Source organism: Hyphomonas pacifica (genome assembly GCF_000682675.1).
In the GTDB taxonomy this organism is placed as follows: domain Bacteria; phylum Pseudomonadota; class Alphaproteobacteria; order Caulobacterales; family Hyphomonadaceae; genus Hyphomonas; species Hyphomonas pacifica.
Window position 1 is genome coordinate 77,625 of record NZ_AWFA01000067.1, and the last position, 13,610, is coordinate 91,234.

Genomic DNA, 13,610 nt, shown 5'->3' on the forward strand with positions numbered 1-13,610 from the left:
TGCCAGCCCTTGAAGGGCCGGGCCTGCACAATTAGGTGTCACGCCCCGTCTGCGCAGCTTTTTCCACACATTCCGGCGGAACACGTTCAGGCCTGCATGCTTTACTTCAGGCACCGTTTATAGCCTCCACACCAGACCCGTCAGGGCCCGCCATGTTCAGGTCAATTTCTTCCATTGGATCTCTGCTCATTGCAGCGGCCATTCTCTATGCGGGCAATGGCCTGCAAAGCACGCTGCTGGCTGTGCGCGCAGACCTTGAAGGGTTCCCGACCGCTGTGATCGGCGGGCTGACCTCAGCCTATTTTGCCGGCTTCATTCTGGGTTGCCGCTTCGTGCCGGGCATGATCAAGAATGTCGGCCATATCCGCGCCTTTGTGGCGCTCGCCTCGATTGCCTCGTCCAGCGCGCTGGCGCATGTCCTGTTCGTTGACCTTGTCTCCTGGGCATTTCTGCGCTTTGTGACGGGGTTCAGCTTTGCGGGTCTGACCATGGTTCTGGAAAGCTGGATCAATGAGCGCGCAACGAATGCCAATCGCGGCAAGATCCTGTCCGTCTACAGAATGGTAGACCTTGGCTCTGTGACCATCGGCAATCTTTTGCTGGCTGTATCGGCTCCGTCCGGGTTCAAGCTGTTTGTGCTGGTCTCTATTCTCATTTCCATCGCGCTGGTGCCGGTGGCGCTGACGAAGACCAGCTCTCCTGCGCCGCTGGAAACCGCGAAGCTGGACATTCGAGAGCTTTACCGCGTCTCGCCCGTCGGCGCAGTTGGCGCGATGCTGACCGGCCTCGCCAATGCGGCCTTCTGGGGCATGGCGCCGGTCTTCGTGCAAAAGGTCGGCTATGGCTCGGCCATGGTCGCGGTTTTCATGAGTACGGCCATCATTGGCGCAGGCCTGTTCCAGTTCCCGATGGGCACGCTGTCAGACAGGATTGACCGGCGCTATGTGATCATTGGCGCCTCTGTGGCGGGCGCGGTGGCGGCCATCCTGCTGGCCAGCTTTGCCGGTATCTCGCAAAGCGCCTTGCTTGTGTTCGGCTTTTTCTTCGGCGGGCTGATCATCCCGACATTTGGCATCTGTGCAGCCCATGCGAACGACCATGCCGCTGTCGGCAAGGCGGTCGCGACCAGCGGCGGGCTGTTGCTGTTGCACGGGCTAGGCTCTGTCTTCGGGGCGCTCGCCGGCGCGCTCGCCATGAGTGTCTTTCACCCGGCGGCGCTCTTCTGGTACATCGCGGCGATCTATCTGCTGCTGGCCGTCTTCAGCATCCTCCGCGTCGGCCTGCGTCCGTCCACGATCACCAAGAAGATGCCCTACATCCCGGTGCCCAAAAGCCCGCTCACCCGCGTCTACAAGAAGCTCGCAAAAACGCCCAAGGGCTAAAACATCCCCGGTCGCCAGGCGTCTCTTATGTGTTCGGGCCAGCGGGCTGGGGTGATGGCGATCAGGTCGTAGCGCCAGCCATGGTCTGAATAATGCGGGCGGCGGGCCATCCAATAGTCCGCGGCGCGGGCGATGCGGGCCCAGGCATGCGGCGTCACGGCGTTCAGCGCGGCGAGCCGGCCTGCGCGGGCCTTCACCTCCACAAAAATGATCGTGCCGGATTTCTCCGCAATCAGATCAATTTCACCCACCGGCGTGCGCACGCGCTGCGCCAGAATGCGATAGCCCTTGAGGCGGAGAGACCAGGCGGCGAGCGTTTCGCCCTTTCGGCCGCGCTGTTCGGCGGCCTTGCGTTTCGGGGAGGGCCCCCGTGCACCGGTTGAGCGCCCCTCAGCCATCGGCCTTCAATTGCAACGCACGCTGATAAACGTCCCGCTTGGGCAGGCCCAGCGCCGCGGCGACAGCATTGGCGGCGGCCTTGGTCGGCTGGCCGTCGAGGGCTTCGCGCAGGGCGGCGTCCAGCTGTTCCGGCGTCACCTCTTCTTCGCCCGGCGGGCCGACCAGCAGCACGATCTCACCCCGCGGTGGCCCGGCCTCCGCATAATGCGCGGCCAGCTCTGCCAGCGTGCCCCGGCGCGTCTCCTCGAACATTTTGGTCAGCTCTCGTGTCACTGCGCCGTCACGGGGGCCGAATACATCCGCAAGGTCCGCCAGCGCATCGGCCAGGCGCGGCCCGCTCTCATAGAAGATCAGCGTGCCCGGCACGGCCTTCAGCGCTTCGGCGGCAGATTTCCGCGCGCCGGATTTGGGCGGCAGAAAGCCTGCAAACAGGAATTTGTCGCTCGGCAGGCCGCTGGCGACGAGGCCCGCCAGCATCGCAGACGCCCCCGGAATCGGGAACACGCGCACCCCGGCCTCCAGCGCATCATGCGCCAGCTTCCAGCCCGGATCAGACACCAGCGGCGTGCCCGCATCAGAGATCAGCGCAATCTTTGCGCCTTCCTGCAAAGCCTTCAGGAGGCCAGGCCGCCGTTCTGCCCCATTATGGTCATGATAGGGGCTGAGGCGCACCTTAAGCCCATAGGCTGACATCAGTTTCCCGGCGACGCGTGTGTCCTCCGCCAGCACTTCATCTGCAGCGGCCAGCACGTCCAGCGCGCGGATCGTGATATCTCGAAGGTTGCCGATTGGCGTGGAAACGACATAAAGCCCCGGCGCAAGCGCTACGCGCGGTTGCCCCTGCGGGTGAGCAGGAATAGAGTCGCCCGTGGCGGGAATCGCCCCGGAGTCAGAAGGATCAGGAGATGACATTGCTTCAACCATTGCTCAGGAAGTTCCCCGCGCCAAGCCTTGTACTCGCATCGCTGCTGCTGGCAACGGCCTGCGCCAGTGCCCCGGCGCGCCAGCCTGTGCCGATTGGCACCGGTCAGCCGCGTGAAGAACCCGTCACCGGCGTGCCGCGTGATCTGGGCGATAATCGCGGCGATGTCGATGTCGGTGAGATGGAAGAGCCGGAAGATACGGCCAAAGTCCGCGGCGATGGCGGCCTGATCCCGCCCTTCATGGAAGGCCGCAACATCAAGCGCGCCGTTGTGATGCTGCCCTTTTCCCACCCGAACGCCAATGTGCGTGCAGAGGCCGAAAGCATGCTGGCTGGCATTGAGCTTGCGCTGTTTGAATATGCCGACAAGGATTTCCTGATCATCCCCAAGGATACCGCCGGGAAGACCTCCGTTGCCGAGGCCCGCACCGATGAGGCCATCAAGGAAAAGGCTGACGTCATTCTTGGGCCGCTGTTTGGCGCAAATGTGAAAACCGTGCGCCAGGTTGCCCGCGACAAGGAAATCCCGGTCATCGCCTTCTCCAATGACCGTAGCGCAGCCGGTGGCGGGGCTTATCTCGCCTCCATTTCCCCGGATGAGGAAGTGCGCCGCGTGATGGAATATGTTGCAACGCGCGGCGTAGACACATTCGTGTTTCTCGGCCCCAGCAGCGATTATGGCCGCCAGGTTGAGGCTGCGATGCGCTATGAAGCAGGCCGTCTCGGCGCTGTTGTGGCGGCGTCTGCCTTCTATGACCCATCCAGCGGGGCAGGGCCTGAAGCGCGCCAGATCGCCAGCGTGCTGAAATCCGAATTGGTGAACCGCCCCGGCCGCGTCGCCGTGATGATCCCTGAGCGGGGCGTGAAGCTGCTCTCCGTGGCGCCACTGCTGCCTTATAACGGCGTGGACATGCGAAAGGTGAAGCTACTCGGCACCTCTTACTGGGATGATCCCAGCATCTGGCGGGAGCCGACGCTGGCAGGCGGCCTGTTTGCGTCGCCGGACCCGGCCAACCAGACCACATTCCGCGAAACCTATCGCCGGATCTATGGCCGTGCGCCGACGGATCTGGCCGGTCAGGCCTATGATGCGGCGGCCTTGGCCGTGCGCCTCGCCGGGGAAGACAATCTCAGCTATGGCGGCGTGACCGATCCGGACGGCTTCTATGGCGTGAATGGCCTGTTCCGCTTCCGCATTGACGGCACATCCGAGCGCGGTCTGGCGGTCAAGCAGATCGAATCCGGCGGTCCGGCCGTGGTTGAGGGCGGCGTGCAGTCTTTCGGCACTGGCGACAGCTGAGGCAGCACCGGGCAGAATGGCAACACCTGCAGCCTGCCGCTAAGGCAATCTGCAGGCCTCCCTTGCGTTGCGGGACTTATCCCCCCACATGACCGGCTGAGGTTTTAGCAGCACTGGAAGACGGCAGCCATTCCATGAGCAAGCGTGACTATTATGACGTGCTCGGCGTTGCGCGTGATGCGGACGAGAAACAGCTCAAGTCCGCCTACCGCAAGCTGGCAATGAAATACCATCCGGACCAGAATGCCGGAAATCCCGAAGCCGAGGAGAAATTCAAGGAGGTGGGAGAGGCCTATGCTGTGCTTAGCGATGGCCAGAAACGCGCCGCCTATGACCGCTTCGGCCATGCCGCCTTTGAGAATGGCGGCGGGGGCGGTGGAAATCCGTTCGGCGCGGGCGTCAATCCTGAAGACATCTTCTCGGACCTGTTCAGTCAGGTCTTCGGCGCAGGCGGCTTTGGCGGCGGACGGCGTCGCGGCGGGCCCCAGCGCGGCTCGGATTTGCGCTATGATCTGGAGATCACGCTGGCCGACGCCTGGGCCGGCAAGGAAGAGACCATTCACGTGCCCCAGGCCGTGCCCTGTACGGGCTGTGACGGCTCTGGCGCAGCCCCCGGCACCAGTCCGGAAACGTGTGATACCTGCGACGGTCATGGCCGTGTGCGCGCCCAGCAAGGCTTTTTCACCATGGAACGCACCTGCGTGCGCTGTGGCGGCAAGGGCAAGATCATCAGGAAACCCTGCAAGGAATGCGGCGGCGTAGGTCAGGTGCGTGAAGAACGCAAACTGCAGGTGAAGATCCCGGCAGGTGTCGAGAGCGGCATGCGCATCCGTCTGTCCGGCGAGGGCGAGCCCGGCGATCAGGGCGGTCCGCGCGGGGACCTCTACATTTTCGTCGATGTCGTCGAGCATGACATTTTCGAACGCGACGGCCCGAACCTGTACTGCCGCGCGCCCGTGCCCATGGCAACGGCGGCGCTGGGCGGCGAGATCGAGATCCCGACCATTGATGGCGGCCGTGCGCGTGTCGTCGTGCCGGAAGGGGCCCAGACGGGCCGCAAGCTGCGCCTGCGCGGCAAGGGCATGCCGTCGGTGCGTCAGTCCGGCCATACGGGAGATCTGTTCGTCGAGATGTTCGTGGAAACTCCGCGCAACCTGTCTGCCCGCCAGAAAGAGCTGATGCGAGAATTCTGCGAGTGCACAGGCGCTGACTGTCACCCCGAAAGTGAGGGCTTCCTTGGCCGCATCAAACGCTTCTGGAGCGGCGACCACGAAGAAAAACGCCCGAATTAGGCGTCCGCTTTACGCATCTGCCCTGCATTAACCGTCTGACGGTTGTCCCTTGGACTGACTTCCGCAATACCTCATTGCAAGGCGATGAAAGCGGGGCAATGGCATGAAGTCAGGACATGTTTTTCGCGGGCTGAATGGCGCGCTGAAGGGATTTTCCCGGATCGAAAGATGGGTATGGATCGGCGTGCTGGTCGCGCTTGTCATCAGCACGCTGATACGCGCTGCGGCGGCGTTGAGCCCGTCACTCGGCACGTGGGCTCAGGAGGCAGGGCATACCAGCGCGCTTGTCTTCAACACGGTAGGCCTCGCTCAGGCCGTGACCCTCAGCATTGTCGTGGCCATGCCGCTGCTTCGCTACATGCTGACGCGCAACCCCGCGGGTGAGCTGGCGAAGGCACTTCAGACAAACCGTCAGAGCTATCTTCTGGAAGACCTCCGTCGTCTGACCGAACATGGCGAGTTGCGCTTTCCGGCAGAGGAGTTGCAGATAGTCTCTGACAATGAGGCGCTGAAGGAATTCAGCCGCATCAATACGGAATGCTTTGAGGAAAGCGCCAATTATTCCGGGGATTATGTGGATAAACTGCTGCGCAATACCAGCATTCAGGAACGCTACCCAAAAAGCTTTGCCTATGTGCTGGATGAAGCAGGCCAGCGCATGGGCATCTCGATGGTGATTCCCATGAACCCGACGGGAACATTGCTGTACAAGAAAGGGGCCTTGTCTGATCATGATGTCATGGACATCGCCGTCGCCTCTATGGGTGAGCCTTGCGGATGCATTCTGCTTTTTGCCATTGGTATGCTGACGGATTACCGTCCTGATGGAGGCAAGTCCGGCGGGACACAGGCTATCCGCACCCTTATTCGCAGTCATGTCCAGCACATCTGGCGCGTGGCCTCGGATTTCGATCTGGAGACCGTACCGTTCATCATGCAGGTGGAACGCCCCAGCATCGTGCGCATGGCCAGAATGTTTGGCTTCAGAAAACTGGACCAATACGGCGCTGATGGAGACCCGCTTTTCGAAATCACCTGGCCGGAACTCCGCGAAAAACTGAAATCCATCAGCTAGGCGTAATAGGCGCTGATTTTTCGGGAGGGTCTAGCCGACGGGGTTGAGCCGTATGGCGGGTTTGTCTGGCAGGCAGGATTCGTCCAACAGCTCTGTGGCGGCGTTTTTCAGCACATCTGACAGCGTCTCCAGCTTTCCGGAAATCGGCGAGCTATCCCGCCAGATCAGGGAGATGGTCCGCGAGGCCTGTGGATAATCAATCCGGCGGATGATGAGGTACGGATCGCGCCGCATTTCCGACAAAGCATACAGGCTGGGCAGGATGGCAACACCCGTGCCCATCTCCGCCATCTGGCGCAGGGAGTCGAGGCTGGTGCCGGCATATTCCGTGTTCACATGCGCGCCCGCCGCGTTTGCCAGCGCCTGAACCCTCAGGTTCAGATTTTGCCAATGGCCCAGGCTGAGCAATTCGCGCCCTTCCAGATGCGCCGGGCCAATCGGTGTGTAGCGGTTTGCCAGCGGGTCATCCGGTGCAATGCAGATCCACAACTTTTCCTCAAACAGGGGCAGGGAGGTTGTGCCCGCCAGATCATCCGTCATCGAAATAATCGTGTCGTATTCGCCGCTGTGCAAGTGTGCCTTCAGGTCCATTGTGCGTTCTTCCCGAACGCTGAAGCGCAGCTGCGGAAAGCGGGCATGCAACTGCCGCGTTGCCAGGGGCAGCAGATAGGGGCCTATTGTTGGCAGAACGCCCAGTCGTAACAGGCCTTCCAGGTCTTCGCTTTCCTGCCGCGCCGAGGCGCGCAGATCTTCCACATCCCGCAGAATGGCCCGCGCCCGTGCAAGAATGTCGGCCCCTTTCGGCGTCAGCAACGCGCCGCAGGTTGCGCGTTCGAACAGCGTCACGCCGAGTTCCTCTTCCATGCGGGCCACTTGGGCCGACAGGCTGGGCTGGCTGACATTCACGCGCTTGGCCGCCTCGCTGAAACGTCCTGTTTCGGCAACGGCGACCAGGTATTGAAGCTGGCGAAGGGTGGGTCTCATAGTTTCAAGCTATAGTATCAAGATATTCTTTCTATTTGAACTATCATCAGGAAAGTCCGATTTCAATTGTTCAGGAACGTCTGAAACTTGCTTGGACAGGAGGCCGGTCAAAATGTCACCCAAGGATATTCCCGTTGTCTCTCCCATCGCGGATCCGCGCCGGCCCTCACGGGGGTCTGTTGTGCACAAGGCCGCGCCTCCGCCAGGCCAGCACCGGACATCCCGAACTGATCAGTTTAGGGATAATCAGAAGGCGACGATCCCGCCCATCTGGTACGTCTAGGTCAACGGGTAAAACGCAAATTCTCATGCAAGGACCGGCGCCTCTCAGGGCTGTGTAGAGGGGCTGGTCTTGCGGGCACATGATTCCGGTCTTCAGGGGCCGCGTGTCATGGCCCATCTGCCAGCCGGCGTAATCTTCCCCCCACTGTGCCGGCTGGCAGACTTCCTCCTGAAGTGGGGGCAACAGGGACACAAGAAAAATGACTGAACCCAGCACTTATCTGTCTGCTGATTTGCCGCCGGTAAATATCAGCGAACTTGAGTTTGATGCTCTCAACGCGCTGGCCTTCGCGATCAGCCATAAGCAACCGGAACTGTCTGGCATGTTGCTGGCAGAGCTGGACAGGGCGCAGGTACACCCCGTGACCAGCCTGCCCCCAGGCACGGTGACGATGAATTCGCGCGTGGAATTCCGCGATGAGGGCAATGGCAATGTGCGCACGGTGCAGATTGTCTTCCCGCATCTGGCGGACATTTCCCGGGATCGCATTTCCATCGTCACACCAGTCGCTGCCGCGCTGATCGGCCTGTCTGAAGGAGATGCCATTCCGTGCCGGTTTCATGACGGGCAAGACAGGTATTTGCGTGTGCTGAAGGTTTATCCGCCTGATGAGGGCTAAGGCAGCGCAAAAGTCACGCGCCTTATGGGAACTCTTTTGCCGCCGGGGCCGTTGATCCCGGCAGTCCCGCGCAAGAGATACGCCCATGGCCTTCAGTGCAGATCAGGAAACGCTGTGCCGCGAAGGCATGACTGCTGAGGCGATAGGTCTTGTGCGCGCTGATCCGGCCGGGCCAGGCTGGACCCGGCGCAGATGCGGCAAGGGTTTCACCTATCAGGACCAGGATGGAAATACGCTGTCCGGTAAACGCGCCGAGCGGTGCCGCGCGCTGGTGCTGCCGCCCGCCTGGAACGACATCTGGATTTGTCCCAATCCGCGTGGCCATATTCAGGCAACGGGCCGCGATGATGCCGGTCGTCTGCAATACCGCTATCACCCGACCTGGTCTGCCACGCGCAGCTCCGCCAAGTTTGATGACCTGCTGGCCTTTGGTCATGCCTTGCCGGAACTGCGTCGGCGCGTGCGCCATGATCTGACCTATTCAGACTGCCCGCGCGAGATACGTATTGCCGCGATTGTACGCCTGCTGGACCGGGGCGCGCTGCGCATCGGCCAGTGCGGACGCAAGACCTATGGCGCGGTCAGCCTGCGCAAATCCCATGTCACGGTCGAAGGCCACAAAGTGGTCTGCGCCTACAAGGCAAAGGGCGGTGTGCCGCGCCGCGTCTCTGTGCGCGACCGCCTGTTGGCGAAGACCATCGCCTCCCTGATGGAGGAAAAAGGTGTGTTCGTCTTCCGCTCCCGCCGTGTGCGACCCGCCGCGCAGGATGTGAATGCCTATATTCAGGAGACGCTTGGCCTGCCTTTCACAGCAAAGGATTTTCGCACCTGGAAAGGCAGTGTTGCCGCCGCAGATGCCCTCTGCAAGGCTGAAAGAGTCACCGTGAAAGCCCTCACAGAGGCCGCCGCCAAGGCGCTCGGCAATACGCCTGCGATTGCCAAATCCTCCTACATTCATCCCGTCCTGCTCGACATGGCACGCGATAAACAGCGCCCGAGTGACCTGCGCGAAGACATGTGTGAGCTGACCGGTGAAGACTTGTTGCTGGCCGTCCTGGAAACGGATCCCGCCCTGCACTAGAGACACGTGCTTTCAAAAAATGTTTAAAAACATATTCGTAACGCGCCCCTTTGCCCTGCATGCATCCGAGCGCCGGGGCAGAATTTTGCATGGCCGAGCATACAAAGAAGCGCGCCACCAGATTGATGCGGGCGCAAGCCTTGAGCCGCCCTTGCTGATGTTTTCCATCTTGCGCCGTCTGGTGGCGGAGGCGCTCTTGCTGGCCATCATCATCGGCAGTGGCATCATGGGAGACCGGCTTTCCACTGGCAACAGGGCGATTGCTCTGCTGGGCAACACATTGGCGATCGGGGCGGGGCTCTATGTGCTGATCACCATGTTCGGCCTGGTCTCTGGCGCACATTTCAATCCGGCCGTTACTTTGGCCTTCTATCTTCAGCGGGAAATTTCCTGGCCATTGTTGGCGCTGACCTATCTCGACGTGCAGGGGCGGGTGGCATAGGGGGGACTGGGCTGCACACCTGATGTTTGATGAGGCTGCGTTCAGCTCTCCGCGCATGGCCGTGACGGAGCGGCGCACATGTTTTCAGAAGGCATCGCCACATTCGGTCTGGTCGCGGCGATCCTTGCCGGGGTGCGGCTCAGGCCTGCGGGCGTTCCGATGATGGTGGGGGTATATTACCGCCGCATAGTGGTTTAGGGCGTCCACCTCCTTCGCCAATCCGGCGCTGACAATCGCGCGGGGGGGCGAACGATACATTTGCCGGGATGGCCTCGCAGAGTATATTGCCCTTCATAGCCGCCCAGTTGATAGGCGCGGTATCGGCCACCGTGTTTTGCGGATGGTTGTTCAGGGAGAGGCCGGTATGAGACCAACGATTTATCATAATCCAGAGTGCGGCACGTCGCGCAACGTGCTCGAAATTCTGCGCGAAAGTGGCGAAGCCCCTGATATCGTTCTTTATCTTGAGCGCGGCTGGCAACGCGAACAGCTTGCCGGCCTGCTGGACGATCTGGCGCTGAAGCCGAGCGATGTGCTGCGCGTCTCCAAAAGCCCTGCAGAAGAATTGGGTCTGACCGGCCCGGACATCACAGAGGGAGAGCTGTTCGAGGCGATGCTGCAGCACCCTATCCTCGTGAACCGGCCGATTGTAGTCACAAAAAAAGGGACGGCACTGTGCCGTCCCTCTGAAAAGGTATTTGCATTGCTGGACAATCCACCCGCCAGTTTCACCAAGGAAGACGGCGAGACGGTCACATCCGGCTAAAGCGCTGCTGCGCGTTCAGGCCAGTTCAGGCTCAGCGGCAGGTGCGGGCTGTTTCTCCAGCCAGACGCGGGCATCGGCCTCATCGGCCAGATCAAAGACCTTCAGTTGTGTATCGGGCAGGGCCACGGCCTGCATCTTGGCCGACTGGCGCACCCAAGGCTGGTCCGTCAGAACGGCCACTTTGTTGAAGCGCTTTTGCAGGGCAAAGAATTCAGCTGTCCGGGACCAGCTGCTTGCAACATTATGGAGCGTGCCGAGATCCATATGCTGTAACCGCACCAGCAAACTTCCAGGATCTTCCTCGCTCGTCTGCTCCATGATCTGGTCGACGGCTTCGGGAATATTTTCCGGGTTCAGTTCGCCTTGCGCGTCGATGGAAAAAAGGTCGGTGTTTTCAGCTTGGATCGTATAAGGCATGGGTCTCCTGTCAGGGTTGCTCAATCAAAAAAGCAACGCGCGGCCGGGGCCCCGCGTTCCTTCTGAATTACATATAGGGGCTTTTGCCCCGGATTTCAAAAAAAAGCCCGGCCATATTGCAGGCCGGGCAGTCATGAATGGATCTGCAGAAAAGTTTGTGGGAGGAAACCTTCAGATCCGTTCAATTAGATCCGTTCAATGATGATCGCCGGAGCCATGCCGCCAGCTGCACACATCGTGACCAGGCCATAGCGGCCGCCGGAGCGTTCCAGCTCGTCCAGCGCGGTGCCGATCAGGATGGAGCCTGTGGCGCCGATCGGGTGGCCCAGCGCCATGGCGCCGCCATTGATGTTGACCTTTTCGCGGTCCAGCTCCAGGTCACGGATGAATTTCTCTGCCACGACAGAGAACGCCTCGTTGATTTCCCAGACATCAATGTCGTCCTTGGAAAGACCAGCCTTTTCAAGAACTTTCTTCGCTGCTGGAACCGGCGCATTCAACATCAGTGTCGGGCAGTCACCCATATTCGCAGTTGCAACGATCCGTGCACGGGGTTTCAGTCCGTTCTTGTCGGCATACTCTTTTGAGGTGACCAGGATGGCCGCTGCGCCGTCCACAACACCGGAGGAGTTCCCGGCATGATGTACGTGGGTCATCTTGCCTTCAAGTTCCGGATATACCTTGGTGACCATCTTGCCATAGGTGTTGCCAGTGTCGTCGACCGGAACGTCCATGAACATATTGAACACGGTTTTCAGCCCAGCCAGGCTTTCCATGGTCGTGCTGGGGCGAGGGAACTCGTCCTTGTCCAACGCCAGTGTGCCATCGCGATTGTAAACCGGCACGATGGATTTGTCGAAGCGGCCTTCATCCATGGCGCGTTTTGCGCGCTGCTGGGAGGTGACGGCCAGCTGGTCTACGGCTTCGCGGTCAATGCCTTCCAGCGTGGCGATGGCATCAGCGCAGACGCCTTGCTGGGATTGCGGGTGCAGTTCACGCAGGTGAAGGTTGCCGGCATCCATCATGGGCGGGTTCTTCGGGTCTGCCGTGGCCGCGGTGTAGCTCATCATCTCACAGCCGCCTGCGATGACGCAGTCTTCCATGCCGGACATGATCTGCGCTGCAGCCAGAGAGACCGTTGTAATGCCGGAGCCGCAGAATCGGTCCAGCGTCACACCGGAGGCCTTGATGTCAAAGCCGGCGTCGAGCGCGGCCATGCGGCCCATATCGGCGCCTTGTGCGCCGCGCTGACTGGACGTGCCCCAGATAACGTCATCCACGGTGGCGGTGTCCAGATTGTTTCGGTCGCGGATCGCACTCAGCACGGTTGCGCCCAGATGTTGCGGGTGCAGGTGCGCAAGCGAACCCTTGCCGACCTTGCCAATGCCGCGCGGGGTGCGGACAGCGTCGATGATATAGGCCTCAGCCATGAACTTCTCTCCCTGGTGAATATCTTTCTTGTTTTGCAGTGCTTTACGCGAACGTAAGCGTAAGGAATAGCCGTGACGTCGGGGTAGGTTTCCCTGTCTTTGCTACAGGCGCGGCCAAATTTGGCGGCAGCAGGGATTTGTGGCATATTATGGGAAATGTAAGCGCACATCAGAAAGGCGCAATCATGGGAGGAGTCGCCCCTTCAGGGGCCGGGCAAGCCCGCCGCTTATGGCGCGGGCTGGTCCTGGCCATATGCGTGACCATTGCCCTTCCGGCACTGGCCACAGGGCGCCTCGTCATTCCTTTCGATCTTGATGAATATGATCGCCCCATTGTGGACCTGACGCTGGAAAACGGTGTCACCGCCACGGGCGTGCTCGATACCGCTGCGACCCTGACGCTGATCGAGGGCAGGACGGCCCACGCGGTTGGCCTCAGCCCGGTTGAAATTCGCCCGGGGGAGCCTCAGCTCATCACCGTGCTCGGCCTCGGCGGCCCGGAAGATTTCCCCCTTTTGAAGCTGCAAAGCCTGTCGGCGGGCAATGTCCATCTGGGCGTCCTGAATGCCGCGCTCGATACCAGCCCTGCCGTGGAAGGCGTGCTCAACATTCTCCCCGTCAGCGTCTTGGAAGCGAACGTGCTGGACTTCGATTTCAGAAAAGAGACATTGACCTTGTATGATGGCAGCCCGAATGGCCGCCGCAGCGGGCGCGTCTGCAAGACAGACCTGCACGAAGTCTCGGGCCTCTTCTATGTGGATGTCGAGATCAACAATGTGAAAGGCCGTGCCCTGATCGATACGGGCTCATCCATCACCTATATCAACAGCCACTTTGCCGATCTTTCGAACACCGTCACCAACAAGGAAAAGACCAAGCAATTGCTGGGCCTGACCGGAGAGGAGTATGATGTGCGCATTGCGCGCGTCTCCACACTCTCCCTCGGCCAGATGGAGCTGACGCGGCTGGACCTTCTGGTCTCAGACCCCGCTCTGTTCACGTATCTGGAATTCCAGGATCAGCCCGTCATGGTGCTGGGCATGGATTTCCTCTCGCATTTCCGCATGCAGCTGGACCGCCGCAATGACAGTTTCATCCTGAGGCGTGAACGTCTGGATTGTCTTATTTGCAGCACGGCTCATGTGTCGCGCATCGACTGAAATTCAATGCTGCATGAAAGAACACCGCCCCAGCCTGACCGGGGCGGTGTTGCTTTGG

14 protein-coding genes are annotated in these 13,610 nt (G+C 60.7%); 9 read left to right on the forward strand and 5 right to left on the reverse strand.

Annotated features, from left to right (window positions below; translation table 11 throughout):
- The first annotated feature begins 152 nt into the window (after positions 1–152).
- Positions 153–1,382, forward strand: a complete 1,230-nt coding sequence (locus tag HY2_RS15035; RefSeq protein WP_034829046.1) for an MFS transporter — start codon at positions 153–155, stop codon at positions 1,380–1,382.
- On the opposite strand, the gene HY2_RS15040 is transcribed toward HY2_RS15035, so the two are convergent.
- The gene (locus tag HY2_RS15040) at positions 1,379–1,780 is read right to left on the reverse strand and encodes a YraN family protein (protein ID WP_034829048.1); all 402 of its coding nucleotides are present in this window, start codon (positions 1,778–1,780) and stop codon (positions 1,379–1,381) included. The two genes, HY2_RS15035 and HY2_RS15040, sit on opposite strands and share 4 nt — an antisense overlap.
- Positions 1,773–2,693, reverse strand: a complete 921-nt coding sequence (gene rsmI, locus HY2_RS15045) for a 16S rRNA (cytidine(1402)-2'-O)-methyltransferase (protein ID WP_081815092.1) — start codon at positions 2,691–2,693, stop codon at positions 1,773–1,775. Before rsmI ends, HY2_RS15040 begins: the two co-directional genes overlap by 8 nt.
- Here rsmI and HY2_RS15050 point away from each other — a divergent pair.
- The 3 genes from HY2_RS15050 (at position 2,687) to HY2_RS15060 (ending at position 6,370) form a co-directional block, all read left to right on the forward strand.
- Complete coding sequence (locus HY2_RS15050; protein ID WP_081815093.1) at positions 2,687–4,003, forward strand: penicillin-binding protein activator; 1,317 nt, start codon at positions 2,687–2,689, stop codon at positions 4,001–4,003. The two genes, rsmI and HY2_RS15050, sit on opposite strands and share 7 nt — an antisense overlap.
- A gap of 134 nt (positions 4,004–4,137) precedes the next feature.
- Complete coding sequence (gene dnaJ, locus HY2_RS15055; RefSeq protein ID WP_034829052.1) at positions 4,138–5,295, forward strand: molecular chaperone DnaJ; 1,158 nt, start codon at positions 4,138–4,140, stop codon at positions 5,293–5,295.
- 103 nt (positions 5,296–5,398) lie between these two features.
- The gene (locus HY2_RS15060; RefSeq protein ID WP_034829054.1) at positions 5,399–6,370 is read left to right on the forward strand and encodes a hypothetical protein; all 972 of its coding nucleotides are present in this window, start codon (positions 5,399–5,401) and stop codon (positions 6,368–6,370) included.
- A gap of 30 nt (positions 6,371–6,400) precedes the next feature.
- Here HY2_RS15060 and HY2_RS15065 read toward each other — a convergent pair whose 3' ends face one another.
- Positions 6,401–7,354 carry a LysR substrate-binding domain-containing protein gene (locus HY2_RS15065; protein ID WP_034829057.1) on the reverse strand — a complete coding sequence of 318 codons (954 nt, stop codon included), beginning with the start codon at positions 7,352–7,354 and terminating at the stop codon, positions 6,401–6,403.
- 482 nt (positions 7,355–7,836) lie between these two features.
- On the opposite strand from HY2_RS15065, the gene rnk reads away from it, so the two are divergent.
- From rnk to arsC, 4 genes are all read left to right on the forward strand, one after another.
- On the forward strand, positions 7,837–8,256 hold the full coding sequence (rnk, locus tag HY2_RS15070) for a nucleoside diphosphate kinase regulator (RefSeq protein WP_034829058.1): 420 nt from the start codon (positions 7,837–7,839) through the stop codon (positions 8,254–8,256).
- An 85-nt stretch (positions 8,257–8,341) separates the two neighbouring features.
- The gene (locus HY2_RS15075; RefSeq protein ID WP_051595096.1) at positions 8,342–9,337 is read left to right on the forward strand and encodes a DNA topoisomerase IB; all 996 of its coding nucleotides are present in this window, start codon (positions 8,342–8,344) and stop codon (positions 9,335–9,337) included.
- A 157-nt stretch (positions 9,338–9,494) separates the two neighbouring features.
- On the forward strand, positions 9,495–9,779 hold the full coding sequence (locus HY2_RS17655) for an aquaporin (RefSeq protein WP_206741047.1): 285 nt from the start codon (positions 9,495–9,497) through the stop codon (positions 9,777–9,779).
- A gap of 364 nt (positions 9,780–10,143) precedes the next feature.
- Positions 10,144–10,545, forward strand: a complete 402-nt coding sequence (arsC, locus tag HY2_RS15085) for an arsenate reductase (glutaredoxin) (protein WP_034829061.1) — start codon at positions 10,144–10,146, stop codon at positions 10,543–10,545.
- A 15-nt stretch (positions 10,546–10,560) separates the two neighbouring features.
- On the opposite strand, the gene HY2_RS16915 is transcribed toward arsC, so the two are convergent.
- The gene (locus HY2_RS16915; RefSeq protein ID WP_051595097.1) at positions 10,561–10,962 is read right to left on the reverse strand and encodes a SpoIIAA family protein; all 402 of its coding nucleotides are present in this window, start codon (positions 10,960–10,962) and stop codon (positions 10,561–10,563) included.
- A 185-nt stretch (positions 10,963–11,147) separates the two neighbouring features.
- Positions 11,148–12,392, reverse strand: coding sequence for an acetyl-CoA C-acetyltransferase (locus HY2_RS15090; protein ID WP_034829063.1), 1,245 nt, complete (start codon positions 12,390–12,392; stop codon positions 11,148–11,150).
- Positions 12,393–12,649: 257 nt separating this feature from the next.
- Between HY2_RS15090 and HY2_RS15095 the strand changes: the two genes are divergently transcribed.
- Positions 12,650–13,552, forward strand: coding sequence for an aspartyl protease family protein (locus HY2_RS15095; protein ID WP_158534052.1), 903 nt, complete (start codon positions 12,650–12,652; stop codon positions 13,550–13,552).
- The last annotated feature ends 58 nt before the right edge of the window (positions 13,553–13,610 follow it).

What these genes read in the sequence shown, in the direction of transcription:
- HY2_RS17655 (WP_206741047.1), top strand. Translation starts at nt 9,495, where the DNA reads ATGTTTTCCATCTTGCGCCGTCTGGTGGCGGAGGCGCTCTTGCTGGCC.
- rsmI (WP_081815092.1), bottom strand. Translation starts at nt 2,693, where the DNA reads ATGTCATCTCCTGATCCTTCTGACTCCGGGGCGATTCCCGCCACGGGC.
- arsC (WP_034829061.1), top strand. Translation starts at nt 10,144, where the DNA reads ATGAGACCAACGATTTATCATAATCCAGAGTGCGGCACGTCGCGCAAC.
- dnaJ (WP_034829052.1), top strand. Translation starts at nt 4,138, where the DNA reads ATGAGCAAGCGTGACTATTATGACGTGCTCGGCGTTGCGCGTGATGCG.
- HY2_RS15050 (WP_081815093.1), top strand. Translation starts at nt 2,687, where the DNA reads ATGACATTGCTTCAACCATTGCTCAGGAAGTTCCCCGCGCCAAGCCTT.
- HY2_RS15090 (WP_034829063.1), bottom strand. Translation starts at nt 12,392, where the DNA reads ATGGCTGAGGCCTATATCATCGACGCTGTCCGCACCCCGCGCGGCATT.
- HY2_RS15065 (WP_034829057.1), bottom strand. Translation starts at nt 7,354, where the DNA reads ATGAGACCCACCCTTCGCCAGCTTCAATACCTGGTCGCCGTTGCCGAA.
- HY2_RS15060 (WP_034829054.1), top strand. Translation starts at nt 5,399, where the DNA reads ATGAAGTCAGGACATGTTTTTCGCGGGCTGAATGGCGCGCTGAAGGGA.
- rnk (WP_034829058.1), top strand. Translation starts at nt 7,837, where the DNA reads ATGACTGAACCCAGCACTTATCTGTCTGCTGATTTGCCGCCGGTAAAT.
- HY2_RS15040 (WP_034829048.1), bottom strand. Translation starts at nt 1,780, where the DNA reads ATGGCTGAGGGGCGCTCAACCGGTGCACGGGGGCCCTCCCCGAAACGC.
- HY2_RS16915 (WP_051595097.1), bottom strand. Translation starts at nt 10,962, where the DNA reads ATGCCTTATACGATCCAAGCTGAAAACACCGACCTTTTTTCCATCGAC.
- HY2_RS15075 (WP_051595096.1), top strand. Translation starts at nt 8,342, where the DNA reads ATGGCCTTCAGTGCAGATCAGGAAACGCTGTGCCGCGAAGGCATGACT.
- HY2_RS15035 (WP_034829046.1), top strand. Translation starts at nt 153, where the DNA reads ATGTTCAGGTCAATTTCTTCCATTGGATCTCTGCTCATTGCAGCGGCC.